The organism is Streptomyces sp. NPDC093801, from assembly GCF_040701585.1.
GTDB lineage: Bacteria > Actinomycetota > Actinomycetes > Streptomycetales > Streptomycetaceae > Streptomyces.
This window is the reverse complement of sequence record NZ_JBFBDP010000020.1, coordinates 68,356-85,198: the sequence shown is the minus strand read 5'-3', so window position 1 is coordinate 85,198 and position 16,843 is coordinate 68,356. Positions and strand designations below refer to the sequence as shown.

The 16,843-nt window shown below is 74.0% G+C and carries 9 protein-coding genes; 1 reads left to right on the top strand and 8 read right to left on the bottom strand.

The genetic code is table 11. The annotated features are described in order from the left end of the window. Window positions 1-22: 22 nt before the first annotated feature. From AB0469_RS23490 to AB0469_RS23455, 8 genes are all read right to left on the bottom strand, one after another. Window positions 23-154: a lasso RiPP family leader peptide-containing protein gene (locus tag AB0469_RS23490; protein ID WP_366453388.1), complete on the bottom strand. Its 132-nt coding sequence runs from the start codon at window positions 152-154 to the stop codon at window positions 23-25. A 167-nt stretch (window positions 155-321) separates the two neighbouring features. Then, window positions 322-1,386 carry a COX15/CtaA family protein gene (locus AB0469_RS23485; RefSeq protein ID WP_366453387.1) on the bottom strand — a complete coding sequence of 355 codons (1,065 nt, stop codon included), beginning with the start codon at window positions 1,384-1,386 and terminating at the stop codon, window positions 322-324. A 153-nt stretch (window positions 1,387-1,539) separates the two neighbouring features. Then, window positions 1,540-2,991, bottom strand: a complete 1,452-nt coding sequence (locus tag AB0469_RS23480; protein ID WP_366453386.1) for an FAD-dependent oxidoreductase — start codon at window positions 2,989-2,991, stop codon at window positions 1,540-1,542. A gap of 109 nt (window positions 2,992-3,100) precedes the next feature. After that, the gene (locus AB0469_RS23475) at window positions 3,101-4,324 is read right to left on the bottom strand and encodes a LuxR C-terminal-related transcriptional regulator (RefSeq protein ID WP_366453385.1); all 1,224 of its coding nucleotides are present in this window, start codon (window positions 4,322-4,324) and stop codon (window positions 3,101-3,103) included. Then, on the bottom strand, window positions 4,321-6,081 hold the full coding sequence (gene paaN / locus AB0469_RS23470) for a phenylacetic acid degradation protein PaaN (RefSeq protein WP_366453384.1): 1,761 nt from the start codon (window positions 6,079-6,081) through the stop codon (window positions 4,321-4,323). The genes AB0469_RS23475 and paaN overlap by 4 nt, the downstream gene beginning before the upstream one ends. Before the next feature lie 356 nt (window positions 6,082-6,437). Continuing rightward, a complete protein-coding gene (locus tag AB0469_RS23465) occupies window positions 6,438-7,325 on the bottom strand; it encodes an SDR family NAD(P)-dependent oxidoreductase (RefSeq protein ID WP_366453383.1) in 888 nt (295 codons plus the stop codon). A 101-nt stretch (window positions 7,326-7,426) separates the two neighbouring features. Further along, on the bottom strand, window positions 7,427-8,608 hold the full coding sequence (locus tag AB0469_RS23460) for an NAD(P)/FAD-dependent oxidoreductase (protein WP_366453382.1): 1,182 nt from the start codon (window positions 8,606-8,608) through the stop codon (window positions 7,427-7,429). A 1-nt stretch (window position 8,609) separates the two neighbouring features. Beyond that, complete coding sequence (locus AB0469_RS23455; RefSeq protein ID WP_366453381.1) at window positions 8,610-15,842, bottom strand: amino acid adenylation domain-containing protein; 7,233 nt, start codon at window positions 15,840-15,842, stop codon at window positions 8,610-8,612. Window positions 15,843-16,040: 198 nt separating this feature from the next. Between AB0469_RS23455 and AB0469_RS23450 the strand changes: the two genes are divergently transcribed. Then, on the top strand, window positions 16,041-16,832 hold the full coding sequence (locus AB0469_RS23450; RefSeq protein WP_366453380.1) for an alpha/beta hydrolase: 792 nt from the start codon (window positions 16,041-16,043) through the stop codon (window positions 16,830-16,832). Window positions 16,833-16,843 lie beyond the last annotated feature (11 nt).

The window sequence follows — 16,843 nt, the reverse complement described above, 5'->3', positions numbered from 1 at the left end:
CGACTGAATCTGCGCACGGCGACTAGATGATCGCGGTGCCCTCACCGTCGTTGCTGGCCCAGCCGTACCACATCGTGAGTTCGGAGAACTCGCCGATGGGCAGCATCTCGGGTGCCTCGTATTCGACAACCTCGTGGTCGTTCATTTGTGTCACCCCCTTCCACTCGATTGATCGTCAACCTAACAAGCGGGGACGGGGGTTTGCGAGAACGCTTTTTCGGTGCCGTCGCGCATTGTGGCCGGAAGTCGCAAGTCGGACAGAAGCGGAATGTTGAATTCTGCTTGTCGAGTACATGGCATATACACTGGTCCCCGGGTGGATCAGGCGTGCGTCGCGGCGCTCCGCGCGCGCGGCGGCGCTGCACTGCCGAGCGGACCCGAAGGGCCGAATCGGGCCCTCTTGACCGTGAAGTGCACCTGAAGTACTCCGGTCCAGACGAGCGCCGAGCCCAGCAGGTGAAGCATCACGAGGAGTGAGGGCAGGGCCGTCAGCGACTGCACCAGGCCCACGAGGCCCTGGCCCAGGAGTGCGGCCAGGAAGGCGATCGCCTTGCGGCGTGCGGCGCCGAAGCCGTCCTTGGGCAGCGCGGACAGCAGGACTCCGGCCAGGACCAGGGTCGCCCCGGCCAGCACGCCGTGCACGACGGTCACGGCCGTCCAGTCGAAGGGCATCCGCGCCACGTCGGAGGAGTCACCCGCGTGCGGTCCGGAACCGGTGGCGAGCGTGCCCATGACGACCAGCAAGGCCGTCACCGCGACCAGGGCCGCCGACAGCGACCCGATCCGCGCGCCGGATCGCTGCGCGAGCGGTACCGGAGCGCCGGGCCGGTCACCCTCGCCACCCGGGACACCCGCGCCGCTCCGGTCACCCCCGCCCCCCGAGCCGCGCCCGGCGCCGTCGGGGCCGGCCTCGGCGGAGGCCGCGTGCCAGGTGTACACCGCGGTGGTGAGCAGCAGCGTGGCGGCGAGGAAGTGTGCGGCAACGATGTACGGGCTCAGCCGCATCCATACGGTCACTCCGCCGACGACCGCGTTCAGCATGACGATCCAGAACTGCGCCCAGGCTCCGCGCAGTACCGCGGGCATCGGATTCTTCTGGAGCCGTGCGGTAATGATGACCCAGCCCACCACCGCGCACAGCACCCAGGTCAGGAGCCGGTTCCCGAATTCGATGACGCCGTGCACCCCCATTTCCGCGGTGGGGGCCAGTGTCTCTCCCGTACACATGGGCCAATCGGTGCAGCCGAGACCGGAGCCGGTGACGCGGACGATTCCACCCGTCACGATGATCGCGATACTTGCCACGACTGAGGTCAGCGCCGCCAGTCTGACACTTCTCGCTCCGAGTGAGTACCTGCCGGCAAGCCATGAGAGGGGAGTTCGCACGATCGGCCTTCCTTTATTTTGCTTTTACGTGCCCTGGCGCGAAACCCCAGCGTACGCCGCGCGTTCACCCGGGCCTGACGGGGCGTCGCACAGGGGGAACGGTCCGCTTTCGTGCGTTCGGGTCCTTCCGCGGTCCGTGGGCGCCGCCCGGCGTCAGCGGCGGAAGGCGGAGGGGTCCAGGGAGGCGAGGCGTTTGACCGCGGGCGGGACGCCGCGGCCGCGGTCCTCGCGGTGCTCCACCGCCCGCAGGGCGGGTATGACCAGCCGGGCCCCCGGGTAGCGGACCGGCTCCGGCGGGATCCAGCCGCCCGGGGGCCGGGTGAAGGCGGAGCCGGACCATTCGTCCGCCGTGCCCAGGACGAGGGAGGCCAGCACCTTGGCCATCAGGCGGGACGGGCCCACGCCGTCGCCCGAGTAGCCGGTGGCGTAGCAGACCCCGGGGACGGACCTCAGCCATCCGGCGAAGGGCAGCGAGGTGGTGGAGTACTCGACCGGCGCGGTCCAGGCCATGTCCACGGGGGCGTCGGCGAGTTCGGGGAAGAGCCGGGCCAGCTGCGCCCGGAGTTCGGCGGGGCGCAGGGGGTCGCCCCACAGGGTGTCGGCTCCCGCCTGCCCGTAGGCCACGCCGGAGCCGCCCTTGCCGAAGACCAGCCTGCCGTCCGGGGTCGTGCGGTAGTAGTTCAGCCGCCGCCGCGCGTCGCAGACCGAGGTCCCGCCGTCCCAGCCGAGGGCCGCGAGCCGCTCCGGGACGGGCCGGGTCAGGACGGTGTCGCTGGCCACGGTCACCATGCGGCGGCCGAGGTCCTCCAGCTGCCCGGCCCAGGCGTTGACGGCCAGGACGACCCGGCCCGCGCGCACCCGGCCGTAGGGCGTGTGCGCGGTGGTGGCGCCGCCGGGCGCGTTGCGCAGGGCGGTCAGCGGGGTGCGCTCGTGGATGCGCACGCCGGAGTCCAGCGCGACCCGGCGCATCCCCCGGGTCAGCTTGGCGGGCTGAAGGGTGGCGCAGCCCGGGTCCATGACGCCGCCGAAGTGGTTGCGGGTGCCGACCGCACGGCGCGATTCCGCTTCGGAGACCTCGTGCAGCGGCTCCGTCCCGGCCCGCCGCAGGTCCTCCAGCGTCTGCCGCCAGGCCCCGCGCTGGGCGGGGGAGGAGGCCGCCCACAGCCAGGGGCCGCGCCGGTGCTCGATGTCGATCCCGTGGCTCCCGGCGAAGTCGAGGATCTCGTCGACGGCCCGGGCGGAGGCCTCGCCGATGCGGCGCGCCTCCTCGTACCCGCCGATGGCGACCAGGCTGCTGAACCGCGCCCACATCGGCATCAGGTAACCGGCGTTGGCCCCGCTGGCCCCGGCGCCGCACACGTCGGCCTCGATCAGCACGACGTCCGTGCCGGGGGCCCGCCGCAGGACCTCCAGGGCGGTCCACAGGCCGGTGAAGCCGCCGCCCACGACGAGGACGTCGCAGCGGACCTCGTCCAGCAGCTGCGGTGCGCGGCCGTCGTCGGGTTCGGCGGCCAGGGCGTCGCGGAGCCAGGCGGTCCGCCGGGCCGGCGCGGGGGTGTCGGGGCGCGGCCAGGCGCCGGCGAGGACGAGGTCGGGGGCGTTCACGGTGCGTCTCTCCACGGTCGGTGTGCGGATGGGGCGGGGGTGGGGGACAGGGGATGGGGAGCGGGGAGGGGGAGGGAGGAGGGGGAGGAGGCCGGGTGGTGCGTGCCGGTCAGTTCTGGCGGGCGCGGGCCGCGCGGCCCGCGGGGTCCGGGTGTTCGGCCGCCGTCAGCAGGTCGATGCGCGAGCTCACCCCGTAGGCCTTGAACAGCCGGCGCAGGTGGTAGTTGACGGTGTGCGGGGACAGGGCCAGGCGACGGGCGATCTGCTGGTTGGTCAGGCCCTCGCGGACCAGCCCCACCAGCTCCCGCTGCTGCCGGCTCAGTTCGGGACCGGCGGGCGGCGGCGCGTGGAGGCCGGTCGTGGTGCGCAGCGCGGCCGCCTCCCGCTGGAGCGAGAGCCGCAGCGACTCGGGGACGGACTCGGCGACGAGGCGGCGCAGCAGCGGGCCGGCGAAGACGGCCCGGCCCTCCTCGCTGCGCACGACCCCGGTGGCCGCGACCTCCTCCAGCGCCGGCAGCAGCGCCGAGACCGAGGTGCGCAGCAGCAGGGCCACGTCCTCGTAGACCACCTCGCACCCCAGGACCGCCGCGACGCGCAGCAGCTGGCGGCACTCGGGGGAGAACCGGTCCAGGGTGGCCCGCGTCCGCAGGGCCAGCCGGGCCGGCAGCCGGCTGGTCAGCAGCCGGACCTCTCCGTCCACGGTCGCGAGGGAGTCCTCCTCCCGGAGCCCGGCCAGCAGTTCGAGCAGCAGCCGCGGGTGCCCGCGGGCCTGGTCCAGCAGCCGGACCAGGTCGGGCGCAGGCTCGGCGCCCAGCAGGTCGCGGGCCAGGTCCAGGGCGTGGGAGGGGCTGAGCGGGCCGAGGGAGAGCCGCTCGCTGCGGCCCGTGAGGCCGGACGGCAGGACGGGGCCCGTGCCGGGCCGGTGGGCGACCAGCCAGACCACGGGCCGCTCGGCCCCGGCCTGCTCGCGCGGTGCGTAGGGTCTGCGGGACGCCGCGCCCTGGCCGGGCCGGGCGTCGTCGACCAGGATGAGGAGGGGTCCGGCGGTGGCGGCGGGGCAGCGGCCGGGCCGGCCCCGGCCGTGCCGGGCCGCCGCGGCGCGGCGCCGTGCCGGGAGCCGCTCCGTCCACGGGTCGGGGTGGTGGCGGGCGTAGCCCAGGTCGTCGGCGAGGGCGGCGGCCTCCTGCAGCAGCCGGGTCTTGCCGATGCCCGGCATGCCCTCGACCGTCAGCAAGGCGCGCCCGCTGCGGCGGCCGTAGTCCAGCACCTCGCGGACGGTCTGCATCTCCCGCTCGCGCCCGCGCAGCGGCAGTTCGGTGAGGGTGCGGTTCATATCGAACCGCCGTAGCGGCGCACGCCGACGGTGTGGAAGCGCGCGGTCACGTACGCGGGGTCGCAGTACACGGCGTTGCCGGACGGGTTCAGGCCCGTGCCGTGCAGGTCGGAGTAGACGGCCGACTGGGAGATGTACCAGTCGCCCATCAGGTTGGCCGAGAGCATCACGCCGGCCTCGGCGCAGGCCCGTTCCATCGCCGCCTCCACCTCCGGCGAGGTGGAGTAGAGGCCGACGGAGAGCGCGCCGCACTCGCGCGTGGTGCGGGCGACGAGTTCCACCCCGGCGGCGGGGGAGTCCACCGCCACCGCGAGGACCACCGGGCCCTGCCATTCGGACAGCAGCACGGCCCGGTCGGCCTCCCGGTCCGCGTCGAGGGCCACCACGGCCGGGGTGCGCACGACCGCCTCCGGGTGGCGGGGGTCGCGCACCGCCCGGGAGGGTACGGCGACGGGTCCGGCCGCCCCGGCGGCGACCCGCTCGACCCGGTCGAGGACCGCGGGCCCGAGCAGTGCGCCCAGGACGCCGCTCGCCCGCGCGTCGTCCTCCAGCAGCTCGGCGAGGGCGCCGCCGAGGTCGGTGACGACGTCGGTGAAGGAGCGGTGCCCCTCGTCGGTGCTGATCCCGTCCCGCGGGATCAGCAGGTTCTGCGGGCTGGTGCACAGCTGTCCGCTGTAGAGGGAGACCGAGAAGGCGAGGTTGGCGAGCATGTCGCGGTAGTCGCGGGTCGACTCGACGAGCACGCTGTTGACCGCGGATCCGGAGGTGAACACGCGCGCCTGCCGGGCGTTGTCCTCCAGCCAGGTCCCGAAGGCCGTGCCGCCCGCGTAGTCGACCAGGCGCACCTCGGGCCGGACGGCCAGCCGGCGGGCCAGTCCCTCGCCGGGGTGCTCGGCGGCCAGGCACACCAGGTCGGCGGGGAAGCCGGCCTCGGTGAGCACCTCGCGGGCGGTGCGGACGGTGAGCGCCAGCGGCAGGACGGCGGCCGGGTGCGGTTTGACCAGGACGGGGTTGCCGGTGGCCAGGGAGGCGAAGAGGGCCGGGTAGCTGTTCCAGGTGGGGAAGACGCTGTTGGCGACGACCAACGAGACGCCCCGGGGGACCGCCGTGAAGGTCTTGGAGAGGGTCAGGGTCCGGCCGTTCCCCAGGGGCTTGTGCCAGAGCGCCGCGGCCGGCATCCGGGTCTGCTCCTCCAGGGCGCGGGCCACCGCCTCCAGGCCGCGGTCCTGGGCGTGCACGGCGCCGGCGTGGAACGCCATCAGGAAGTTGTGGCCGCTGGTGTGCACGGCGGCGTGGGCGAACTCGGAGCTGCGGGCGTTGACGCGGTGCAGGATCTCGGCGCACACCGCCGCCCGGACGTGGGGGCCGGCGTCGCGCCAGACCGGCAGGGCGGCCTCCATGGCGGGGAGCAGGACGTCGGGGTCGCAGTGCGGGTAGGAGACCTCCAGGAGGCCCCCGTACGGGGAGCGCTCGCCGCCGGCCTCCGGGGCGGGCCCGACGGTGCCGTCGCGGCCGGGCTGGCCGAGGGTGAACTCCCGGCCGAGGAGCGCACGGAAGGCGGCCTCGCCGGCCTCCCGCGCGCCCGGGCCGTAGGAGCGGGGATCCTCGGGGTCCTCGGAGTACGGGGACCAGTGCGCGCGGGTGCGGACGGTCTCGAGGGCCTTGTCCAGGGTGTCGGCGTGGCGGGCGGCGAACGGGGTCGGGGCGGAGGGGTCGGCGTGGGTTCCGGGAACGGGCAGGGGCACGGTGTGCGCCATGGTCGTCATCCTTGTCGAACGGGTGGGGGGTCGGTCCGAGTGCGAACCGTGGAACGCGGAGACTCCTGGCGATCACGATAAATCGGCACTTTCGGACCCACGTCGGAGTCTGGTCACGCGAGGAATTGACGGCCCGTTCACACGATTCCGAGGCGGATCGGACGTGTTCGGGGACCTGCCGGCGTTCTTACGGGGTGCGCGTCACCGGCCGGACGAGGCCCTTTGGGCCCGAACGCCGGGGAGGGAGGGCAAAACGTGATGATGGCCATATTGCTCGACAACTCACCACTATCAGCCGCAAACTGGCTCGATAGCGTCGGTCGCCCCTCCCCGGCGGGCCCGCCGACTGGCGGGTTCTACTCGGTGATCGGCCGCAGGTACCGGTCGAGCGCCGCGTCGGGCAGCACCCGGGCGAGCACGCTCACCTTCCGGGCGTCCGCCCCGACCCGGTAGCGGGTCCTGGGCCGCCGGGCCGTGAGGGCCACCCGCACCGTCTCCGCGAAGTCCTCCGGCCGGGTGGTGCTCTCCCGCGCCTGCCTCTCGTTCTGGTGCAGGAACCGGCCGAAGGGAATCCGGTACAACTCGGCCACCGGTCCGGGGACCCCGTCCATCGCGTCCCGCGCCACCTCGGAGACCTTGCCCCAGATCGGCGTCATGATGGCGCCCGGCTGCACGAGGGCGACGTCCACCCCCTGCGGGGCCAGCTCGCGGCGCAGCACGTCGGTCAGCGCCTCCTTGGCGAACTGGGCCGCCGCGTACGCCCCGAGGAAGGGGATCGCCACGCTGCCCAGGCCCGAGGTCACGTTGACCACCCGGCCGCGGGTGCGCCGCAGCAGCGGCAGGAACGCCTGGGTGACGGCCAGCTGCCCCACCACGTTGGTGTCCAGCTGCGCGCGCAGCCGCTCCGGCGAGACGCACTCCAGCGGCGCCGACACGCAGATCCCGGCGTTGTTCACGAGCCCCCACAGGCCCGCGTCCCCGGTCTCGGCCGCGACCCGTTCGGCGGCCGCGGCCACCGACTTCTCGTCGGTCACGTCGACCCGTACGGGCACGATCCGGCCGGACCCGCCGCCGGCCCCGGCGAGCGCGGCCCCGTCGGCCTCCCTGCGGACCCCGGCGAAGACCCGGAAGCCCGCGTCGGCCAGCCGGAGGGCGCAGACCCGGCCGAGGCCCGAGGAGGCCCCGGTGACCAGCACGGACCGGCCGCGCGGGGACAGGGCGGGACGCTGCGGGACGGACGGCACGAACTTCCTCCTCGGGGAATCGGGGGAATCGGGGGAACCCGGAGATCCGGGGGACCCCGGGGCCTCGGCGGAACCGGCGGAGCCGAGGGATCCGGCGGCGGTCATCCGGCCACCGCCGGGAAGGTGAGGGCGTCCTCCAGCGTGCGGGTGAGCCGGCGTTCCGGCATGAACCGGAAGTAGGCGTCCCGCACCGGCCGCCGGAACGGGTCCTCGGACTGCTCGAAGGTGCTGATGCCGCGCGAGGCGGCGACCATGCCCCGGGTCCGCTCGCGGCGCTCGTCCTCGTACCGGCGCAGCGCGCGCGGCAGGTCGCTCGCACCGCGCAGGGCCCGGCCGAGGACCACCGCGTCCTCGATGGCCATGCCCGACCCCTGGCCGAGGCTGGTCAGCATCGGGTGCGCGGCATCGCCCAGCAGGGTCACCGGGCCCCGGCCCCACCGCTCGAGGAAGGCGCGGTCCCGGGAGGGCACCGCGATGATCGACTCCTCGGGGGTGGCGAGGATCGCCTGCCGCACCTCGTCGGCCCAGCCGTCGTAGCTGTGCAGGATCTCCGCCTTGCCGCCCTTCCAGTCCCGGGAGAGCTCGGCGGGCATGTTCTTCGTCCCCCACCAGTACAGCCGCCCGGCTCCCATGTCGACGAGGCCGAAGCGCTTGCCACTGCCCCAGAAGTGGGTGACCGAACCCGGGGTGAACCGGGGGTGGGAGAACGGCACGACCGCCAGCCAGCAGATGTAGCCGCTGTCCTGCGAGTCCTCCGGGCCCACCAGCTGCCTGCGCACCACCGAGTGGAAGCCGTCGGCCCCGATCAGCACGTCGCCCTCGGCGGTGCTGCCGTCGTCGAAGGCGACCCGCACCCCGCCGCCCGGCAGCCCCTCGGACTCGAAGCCGGTGGCGGCCGCGCCGAGCCGGATCGGAATGCCCTGCGCGGCCTCCAGCAGCGACTGCTGGAGGTCGGCCCGGGTGATCAGGACGCTCGGCACCCCCAGCCGGCCGATGATCTCCGGGAAGGGGAACTCCCGGATCAGCCGGCCCGAGGCCGTCTTCACGTGGTACGAGCGCAGGGCCTCGCCGCGCTTCTCCAGGTCGATGCCCACGCCCAGCGAGTCCAGCGCGCCGACGGCGTTGCTCATCACGGACAGGCCCGAGCCCGCGGCCCGCAGCTCGCCCGCCCGCTCGTGGACCTCGACGTCCAGGCCCGCCTCGCGCAGCGCGATCGCGGCGGTGAGGCCGCCGATGCCCGCCCCGAGGACCAGGGCCTTCCTGCGGTCTGTCTGCTTCGTCATCTCACTGTCCGATCAGTTCGGTGACGACCCGGACCATGTGGGCCACGTGCGGCTCCTCCATGATCGTCAGGTGGTCGCCCGGTACGTCCACGACGTCGAGCCTGCCGCTGGTGCGCTCCCGCCAGCCGTTGCTGGGGTCGGCGTGCATGCTCTCGATCGCGGTGTGCATGGAGTTGAGGACCTCCGGCAGCGGCTCGGAGGCGTGGATGAGGACCATGTCCTGGTCGACGACCTCGGGCCGGTAGGCGAACGCCGCCTTCCAATTGGCCTCGTACACGTGGAAGAGGCGCCGCACCACGGCCCCGCCGCTCCCCGCGGGCAGCACGCCCTCGTCGCTCGCCAGTTTGGCGATGAAATCGAACTTCTCGTCCAGCGTCGTCAGTTCGGCCGGGATCAGCTCCAGCGGGGAGTCCCCGCCGCGCCGCAGCCACAGCAGCTCCCAGAAGAACCAGCCCAGCAGCGCCTCGTCGCCCGTGGTCAGCCGCCGGCCCGGGTTGAGGGCGGTGGTGTCCAGGAGCACGAGCCTGGCGACCTCCTCGCCCGCGGCCCGCAGCTGACGGGCGATCTCGAAGGCCACGAACCCGCCGAACGACCAGCCGCCGACCACGTACGGACCGCTCGGCTGCACCCGGCGCATGGCCTCGACGTAGCTCGCCGCGATCTCCTCCACGCTGCGCAGCGGCTCGGTGCCCGGATCGCCGCCCGCGGCCTGGAGGGCGTAGAACGGCTGGTCCTCCTCCAGGTACTTGGCGAAGCGCACGTAGCAGAGCACGTTGCCGCCCATCGGGTGGACGAAGAACACCGGGCGCTTCGACCCGGCCGGGCGGATCGGCACCAGCGGGTCGAAGGCCGTCGTCGCCCCGCCCGAGCGCAGCCGCCGCGCCAGCTCGGCCACGGTCGGCGCCGACACGAACTCGGACAGCGGGACGCTGATCCCGTAGCGCTGCTCGATCTGGACCACCAGGCGCATCGCGGTGAGCGAGGTCGCCCCGAGGTCGAAGATGTTGTCGTGCACCCCCAGCCCGGTCAGCTGGAGCAGGTCGCCGACGAGCTCCGCGAGGGTCTGCTCGTACGCGTCGCGCGGCGCGGCCGCGGTGTCCGCGCCGGCCGCGGCGGACAGCGGGAGCGCCCGCAGGGCCGCGTCGTCCCGCTTGCCGCTCGGGGTCAGCGGCAGCGCCGCCACCCACTCGATGTGCGAGGGCATCATGTACTCGGGCAGCACGGTCCGCAGCTGCTTGCGCAGCAGCGCCGGGTCGGCGCCGTCCGGGTCCCCGGTCAGGAAGGCCGCGAGGAAGGAGTCGCCGCCCTCCCGGCGGCGGGCCACGACGGCGGCCTCCGCGATCCCGGGGTGCCCGGCGGCGAAGCGGGTGATGGCCAGCTCCACCTCGGCCGGCTCCACCCGGTAGCCGCGCACCTTCACCTGGGCGTCGGCCCGGCCCAGGCACACCACGTTCCCGTCCGGCAGGACGAAGCCGAGGTCGCCCGTGCGGTAGACGAGCTCCCCCGCCGCCGCGGCCTCGGGGGACGGGTGCGGGAGAAACCTTTCGTCGGTCAGGTCCTGGCGGCCCACGTAGCCCTCCGCCAGGCAGGCGCCCGCCAGGTACAGCTCGCCGCGCACCCCGGCCGGGACCGGACGCATCCGGGAGTCCAGGACGAGCACCGCCGAGCCCGTGACGGCCCGCCCGATCGGCGGCAGCGCCGGGAAGGCGGCCGGATCGCCGGTCATCGTGTACGTGGTCACCACGTGCGACTCGGTCGGCCCGTACTGGTTCTCCAGCAGCACCCCCGGCAGGGCCGCGCACAGCCGGCGTATCTCGCCGGTGACGCGCAGCTGTTCGCCGGAGGAGAGCAGGGCCCGCAGCGAGCGCGGGACCAGGCCGAGCGCGTCCGAGGCCTCGGCGAGCTGCTGGAGTGCGACGTACGGCAGGTACAGGCGCTCCACCCCGGTCCGGTCGAGCAGCCGCAGGAGGGCGGGCATGTCGCGGCGCTCGTCCTCGGAGAGCAGCAGCAGGGTGCCGCCGCCCGCGAGGGTGGAGAAGATCTCCTGGAAGGAGACGTCGAAGCTCAGCGGCGCGTACTGGGCGGTGACCCCGCCGGCCACCCCGCTGGGGACGGAGTTCTGCCAGGCGACCAGCTGGCCCAGCGAGCGGTGCGGCATCGCCACGCCCTTGGGCGCACCGGTGGAGCCGGAGGTGAACAGGACGTAGGCGATCGAGTCGGGCGTGATGTCCCCGGTCACCTCCGCCGGGATGCGCGGCAGGTGCGGCCGCCCGTCCTCCTCGCCGAACAGGTCCTCGGCGGGGAGGACGAGCCCCGGGACGCCCACGGTCGAGCGGTGCGCGGCGCCCGCGACGACCCGGAAGGGCCGGGCCTGCCTGATCATCGAGGCCAGCCGGTCCGCCGGGTACGTGACGTCCAGGGGCACCGTCGCGGCGCCGGCCCGCATGACGCCGAGGATCACGGCGACGGTCTCCGGGGAGCGGTCCATGGCGATGCCGATCCGGTCGCCCGGGCGGGAGCCGATGGCGAGCAGCTCGCGGGCCACGCGGTCGGCGGCCCGGTCCAGTTCGGCGTAGCTCCAGCGGCGGTCGCCGAAGACCAGCGCCGTGGCGTCGGGGGTCCGCGCGACCTGCGCCGCCACGGCCCGTACGACGTCCGGCGGGCCGTCGGCCCCGGTCCGCCCCGCCGGCGCGGACTGCGCCGAGGGGGCCAGGAAGCCGAAGTCCGGAACCTCGTCGGGGTGGTGGACGAGCCGGTCGAGGACCGCGGTGAACCGCTCGGCGTACAGGTCGGCCTGGGCCGGGGTGAAGGTCTGCCCGTGGTGGTCCAGCCGCAGGCGTACGGAGCCGTCCACCGGGTCGGTCATGGCGTTGACGAGCAGCTGGAAGTTGGTCTCCTCCCAGGTCCGGAAGTCCAGCAGCCGGACCCCGGGCAGGGTGAACACCCCGGCCAGCTGCCGGAAGTGGATGTAGTTGAAGGCGGTGTCCAGGACGGCGGCGCCCCGGTCCTCCTGGATGGCGCTCAGCGGGTACCGGCGGTGGGCGTGGCTCTGCTGCTCCTGCCGGAACGCCGCCCGGACCACGTCCGCCCAGCTGTCGGCGGCGATGCCCAGCCGTACGGGCATGGTGTTGAGGAAGAGGCCCGTGACGCGGTCGCCGCCCTCCAGCTCGGGCCGCCCGTGGGTGACCAGGCCGGTGGTGATGTCCTCGGAGCCGGAGAACAGCCCCAGGGTCAGGCAGTGCGCCGCGAACAGCACCGACTTCACGGGCAGGGCCCGCTCCCGGGCGAACCGGTTCACCTGTGAGGTGAGGCCGGCCGGGAGGTCCACGATCCGGGTGATCTGCGTGTCCGGACCGGGGGCCTCGTGGCCGCGGAAGGGCTCCAGCCGCAGCAGCGGCGCGTCCCGCAGCCGCTCCCGCCAGAAGGCGCGGGTCCGCTCCGACTCCAGGGCCTCGCGTTCGGCCCGTACGTGGTGCGCGGCCGACGGCAGGGCGGTCTCGGCGACCGCCCCGACGGGGTGGCCCAGCCCGTGCAGGTAGTCCTGGAGCAGCTCGGCGACCAGGGTGGCGACGCTGCCGCCGTCGAGGAGGGCGTGGTGGAAGCTCAGCACCAGCTCCAGGGTGTCCGGGCGGACGTAGGCGCGCAGGTGGTACAGCGGCGCCCGCTCGAACACGTAGCGGTGGTGGCGGCGTTCCTCGACGTGGGCGCCGATCTCGGCCAGGGCGGCGGCCTCCTCCCGGCCGCGCAGGTCCACGGCGTCGAACCCGCCGGCCACCTCGTGGTCCACGATCTGCAGCGGCTCGGAGAAGGAGCCCAGGTCGAAGGAGGAGCGCAGCACGGGGTGGCGTGCGACCAGCCGCTCGAAGGCGCGGCGGAAGCCCTCCTCGTCCCACGAGGCCGTCACGCTGTACTGGAAGACGTCCCGGTAGACGGCCGAGTCCTGCTCGGCCCGGCTGTGGTAGAGCAGCCCGAGCTGGAGGCGGGTCAGCGGGTAAGCGTCGGCCCGTCCCTCCAGGCGGGCCCGGTCGACGCCCGACACCAGGGCGAACGGCGGGAGTTCCGCGTCGGGTGCCGTGGAGGCGCCGCCCGCGGTCGCCAGGGCCGCCAATCGGGCGACGGTCGGCTGCTGCACCAGGTCGGTGAGGGAGAACAGGATGCCGGCCCGCTCCGCCCGCGAGCGGATGCGCAGCATCGTGATGGAGTCCCCGCCCAGGGCGAAGTAGTCGTCGTGGACGCCGACCCGGTCGGCCTCCAGCACCTCCGCCCAGATCGCGGCGAGGGCCTCCTCGGTGGCGTCGCGCGGGGCCGTGTACCCGGAGCCGGAGTCCGCCGCGGGCGCGGGAAGCGCGCGGCGGTCGGCCTTGCCGTTGGGGGTGAGGGGGACCGCGTCGATCCGGATGAAGTGCGCCGGGACCATGAACTCGGGCAGGACCGCCGCCAGTGCGGCGCGCAGGTGCGCCGCGCCGGGGTCGGAGTCGGCCACGTAGTAGCCGACCAGGACGGTGCCCCGGCCGTCGGACAGGTGGTCGACCACCACGGCGTCGCGCACGCCGGGCAGGGAGGCGAGCCGGTTCTGGACCTCGCCCAGCTCCACCCGGTTGCCCCGGATCTTGACCTGTCCGTCGATGCGGCCGAGGTACTCCAGGGTGCCGTCGGCCAGCCAGCGGGCCAGGTCGCCGGTGCGGTAGAGCCGCCCGCCGGGGACGAAGGGGTCCTCGGTGAACTTCTCCGCGGTCAGCTCGGGCCGCTCCAGGTAGCCGCGGGCCACGCCGACGCCGCCGATGCACAGCTCCCCGGGGACGCCGGCGGGCTGGAGCCCGCCGTGCGCGTCCAGCACGTACAGCCGGGTGTTGTCGATGGGGCGGCCGATGGGGACCCGGCGGACCGGGCCCTCGCCGGCGGGGCAGTCGTGGTACGAGACGTCGACGGTGGCCTCGGTCGGCCCGTACAGGTTCACCAGGCGGGGCGCGTCAGCGCCGCGGCCGGCGAAGACCCGGTTGAACTGTTCCACGCGCGCGGCGGGCAGGGCCTCGCCGCTGCAGAACACCCGGCGCAGGGAGCGGGCCTCGTCGCGCAGCTCCGGCGCGTCCTCCAGCAGGTCCAGGAACGGGCCGAGCATCGAGGGGACGAAGTGCAGCGTGGTGACGCGCTGTTCGGCGATCGTGCGCAGGATGCCGCGCGGGTCGCGCTGGCCGCCCACGGGCAGCAGGGCCAGGCCGGCGCCCTCGATCGCCCACCAGAAGAGCTCCCAGACGGAGACGTCGAAGGAGATCGGCGTCTTCTGGAGCAGGACGTCGTCCTCGCCGACCGGGTAGGCGTTCTGCATCCAGGCCAGTCGGTTGACCACCGAGTGGTGCTCGACCATGACGCCCTTGGGGCGGCCGGTGGAGCCCGAGGTGTAGATCACGTAGGCGAGGTCGTGGGGCCCGGCCTGCTCCGCCACCGGCCCGTCCGGACCGGTCAGCAGCTCCGCGGTGGCCAGCACCGGCACCGCCAGGTCACCGGCCCGGCCGGCGTCGTCGGCGAGGACCGCCTTGGCGCGGCTGTCCTGGAGCAGGAAGGCGATCCGCTCGGCCGGGTAGCCCGGATCGACGGGGACGTAGGCGGCGCCGGCCTTCAGGACGCCGAGCAGGGCCGTGATCAGCAGCGGTGAGCGGTCCATCAGGACGGCCACCCGGTCCCCGGTGCCCACGCCGTGCCCGCGCAGGGCGTGCGCCACCTGGTTGGAGCGGGCGTCGAGGTCCGCGTAGGTCAGCCGGGCGCCGTCGGCGCCGGTGACGGCGGTGCGTCCGGGGGTCCGGGCGGCCTGCTCGGCGATCAGGGAGTGGACCGTCCGGTCGTGGGCGTACGGGGTGTCGGGCCCCTGCCACAGCTCGGTGAGCTCCTTGGACTCGGCCTCGTCGAGGAGGGGAAGGGTCACCGCGGGGCGGCCGGGCTCGGCCAGACCGGCGGCCAGCAGCCGCAGCAGGTGTCCCGCGACCGCGGTGACGGGCAGGTCCTCGTCGAACACGTCCACGGCGTAGTCGAGGTCGACCCGCAGCTCGGCGTCGTCCTCGAAGGCGTGGACCATCACCGCCAGGGCGTCCTGGTGGTGGACGGGTGCCAGGACGACGGAGTCCAGCTGCGCACCGGGAAGCGGGGCCGGGCGGGGGTGGCGCAGGTAGGACAGGGTGACGTCGAACAGGCGGCGGGAGCCGGCGCCGACGGCCGGCAGGTCGCGCAGCACGTCGCCGAGGGACAGCCGCTCGTGGCCGCGCAGCGCGTCCGTGCCGCGCCGGGCGGCGGCGGCCAGCTCGGGCAGGGTGGTCTGCGGGCCGACCGCCAGGCGCAGCGGCAGGTTGTTGGCGAGCTGGCCGACGGTCCCGAGCTCGGCGTCCGTGCGGCGGTTGCGCAGGGGGACGCCGAGGACGAACTCCTCGGCGCGGTGCACCCGGCTGAAGTAGGCGGCGAAGGCGGCCGCGAGGTAGGCGAACGGGGAGCCGCCGGCGCCCCGGATGCGGCGGACCAGCCCGGCGTCGACGGTGAAGGTGTGCCGGTCCCGGCGCTGCCCTCCGACGGGCGCCACGGTGGCGCGGGTGAACAGGGCGGGCCGGACGCCCGCCAGCGCCTCGCGGAAGTGGGCCCGGTCCTCCTCGAAGGCGGCGGAGGTCCGGTAGGCGGCCTCGGCCTCGACGAGGGAGGCGGTCGAGCCGGTGGACGCGCAGGAGGCGGATCCCGCCGCGGGAGCCGCGCCGCCGGTCAGGGCGGCGTAGCGCTCCCAGAGGTCGAGGGCGACCCGGTTGAGCGCCCAGGCGTCGGCGATCAGGTGGTGCGCGTTGAGGTGCACATGGACGACCGAGGCACTCTCCCGCAGCACCGCGGCCGTGAACAGTCGCGAACGCCGCAGGGTGAAGGGGCGGGTGAGGGAGAGCTCGCGCCAGGCCGCGCAGGCCGCCGCGGGGTCGCTCTCGCCGGACAGGTCGACGTACGCGACCCAGGGTTCGGCCGCCTCCTCGCCGCCGGCCGAGGCGGCCCACTGGAAGGGGGTCCCCGCCTGTTCGTCGAAGCGCAGCGAGAACGCGTCGTGGGAGCGCAGAGCGGCTTCCAGGGCCTCCTGCAAGCGGTCCGCGTCGACCTCGCCGGCCAACCGCTCGTGCAGGACCACGTTGAACTGGGGGTCACCCGGCGCGGTGGACTCGGCGATCCAGATGTCCTGCTGATAGGCGGACAGAGGGAGCTGGCGTGTAGCGGGCATCGGCCTTCCTTCGCTAATTCGGACAGCCGGATGTTTTTCGCCGTCCGATGATCAGGAGCCTACGTTTCCCGCAATCGAGTACACCACTACTCGTATGAGTGGGCGCGGACTACTCGTTCAAGTAGTCGTACCGGGGAACATGTGATTCGCGCAATATCGGGTCAAGAATTCCCGTAGGTGCTCGCTAACATCTCCGTCATGACCTCCACACCTCCTTCCCGGAAATCCGTCATCGTGCGCGGAAGCGGTCCTGGGCTGCTGCTTGCGCACGGAGCGGGCAGTGACATCGAGGACAGCTACGGTCCCGTCATCGAAAATCTCGCGGCCCGCAGGACCGTGATCGGGCCCGATTATCCGGGCTCCGGTGAAAACCCCCTCCCGGACGTTCCGCTGACGCTCGACATGCTGTCGGACCACATTGTGGAAAGCGCCGTGCAATCCGGAGTGCATTCATTTGCGATATCCGGATTCTCCATGGGGTCGGCCGTGGCCGTACGGGCCGCCGTGCGCCATCCCGAACGGGTTTCCGCGCTGGTCCTCTCGGCCGGTTTCGCCCGGCGGAACGCCCGTCTCAAGCTGGCGGTCGACACCTGGCGCGCGCTGGGCGCCCCGGGCGGCGACGGCCGGGTCCTGGCCTCCTACCTCTCGCTGCTCGTCGGCGGCACCCGCTGGCTCGACGCCCGCTCCGAGGCGGAGGTCGACGAGCAGCTGGAGCTGTTCGCCGCGGGCATGCCGCCGGGTACCGACGCGCAGCTCGCGCTCTTCGACGGGATCGACGTCCGGGCCGATCTGTCCCGGATCACGGTGCCCGTCCTCGTCGTCTCGCCCTCGGGGGACCTCCTCACCACTCCCGTTCACTCCCGCGAACTCGCCGAGGGGATCCCGGGTGCCCGGCTCGCGACCCTCGACTGCGGCCACGCCATCGCCGCGGAGCGGCCGGCCGAATGGGCCGCGCTGATCGACGACTTCCTGACCTCCGTCGGGGGCTGACCGCCCGGTCC

Excerpts from the sequence above, each read along its gene's own strand:
- AB0469_RS23475 (WP_366453385.1), bottom strand. The coding sequence starts at position 4,324 with ATGAACCGCACCCTCACCGAACTGCCGCTGCGCGGGCGCGAGCGGGAG.
- paaN (WP_366453384.1), bottom strand. The coding sequence starts at position 6,081 with ATGGCGCACACCGTGCCCCTGCCCGTTCCCGGAACCCACGCCGACCCC.
- AB0469_RS23460 (WP_366453382.1), bottom strand. The coding sequence starts at position 8,608 with ATGACGAAGCAGACAGACCGCAGGAAGGCCCTGGTCCTCGGGGCGGGC.
- AB0469_RS23455 (WP_366453381.1), bottom strand. The coding sequence starts at position 15,842 with ATGCCCGCTACACGCCAGCTCCCTCTGTCCGCCTATCAGCAGGACATC.
- AB0469_RS23450 (WP_366453380.1), top strand. The coding sequence starts at position 16,041 with ATGACCTCCACACCTCCTTCCCGGAAATCCGTCATCGTGCGCGGAAGC.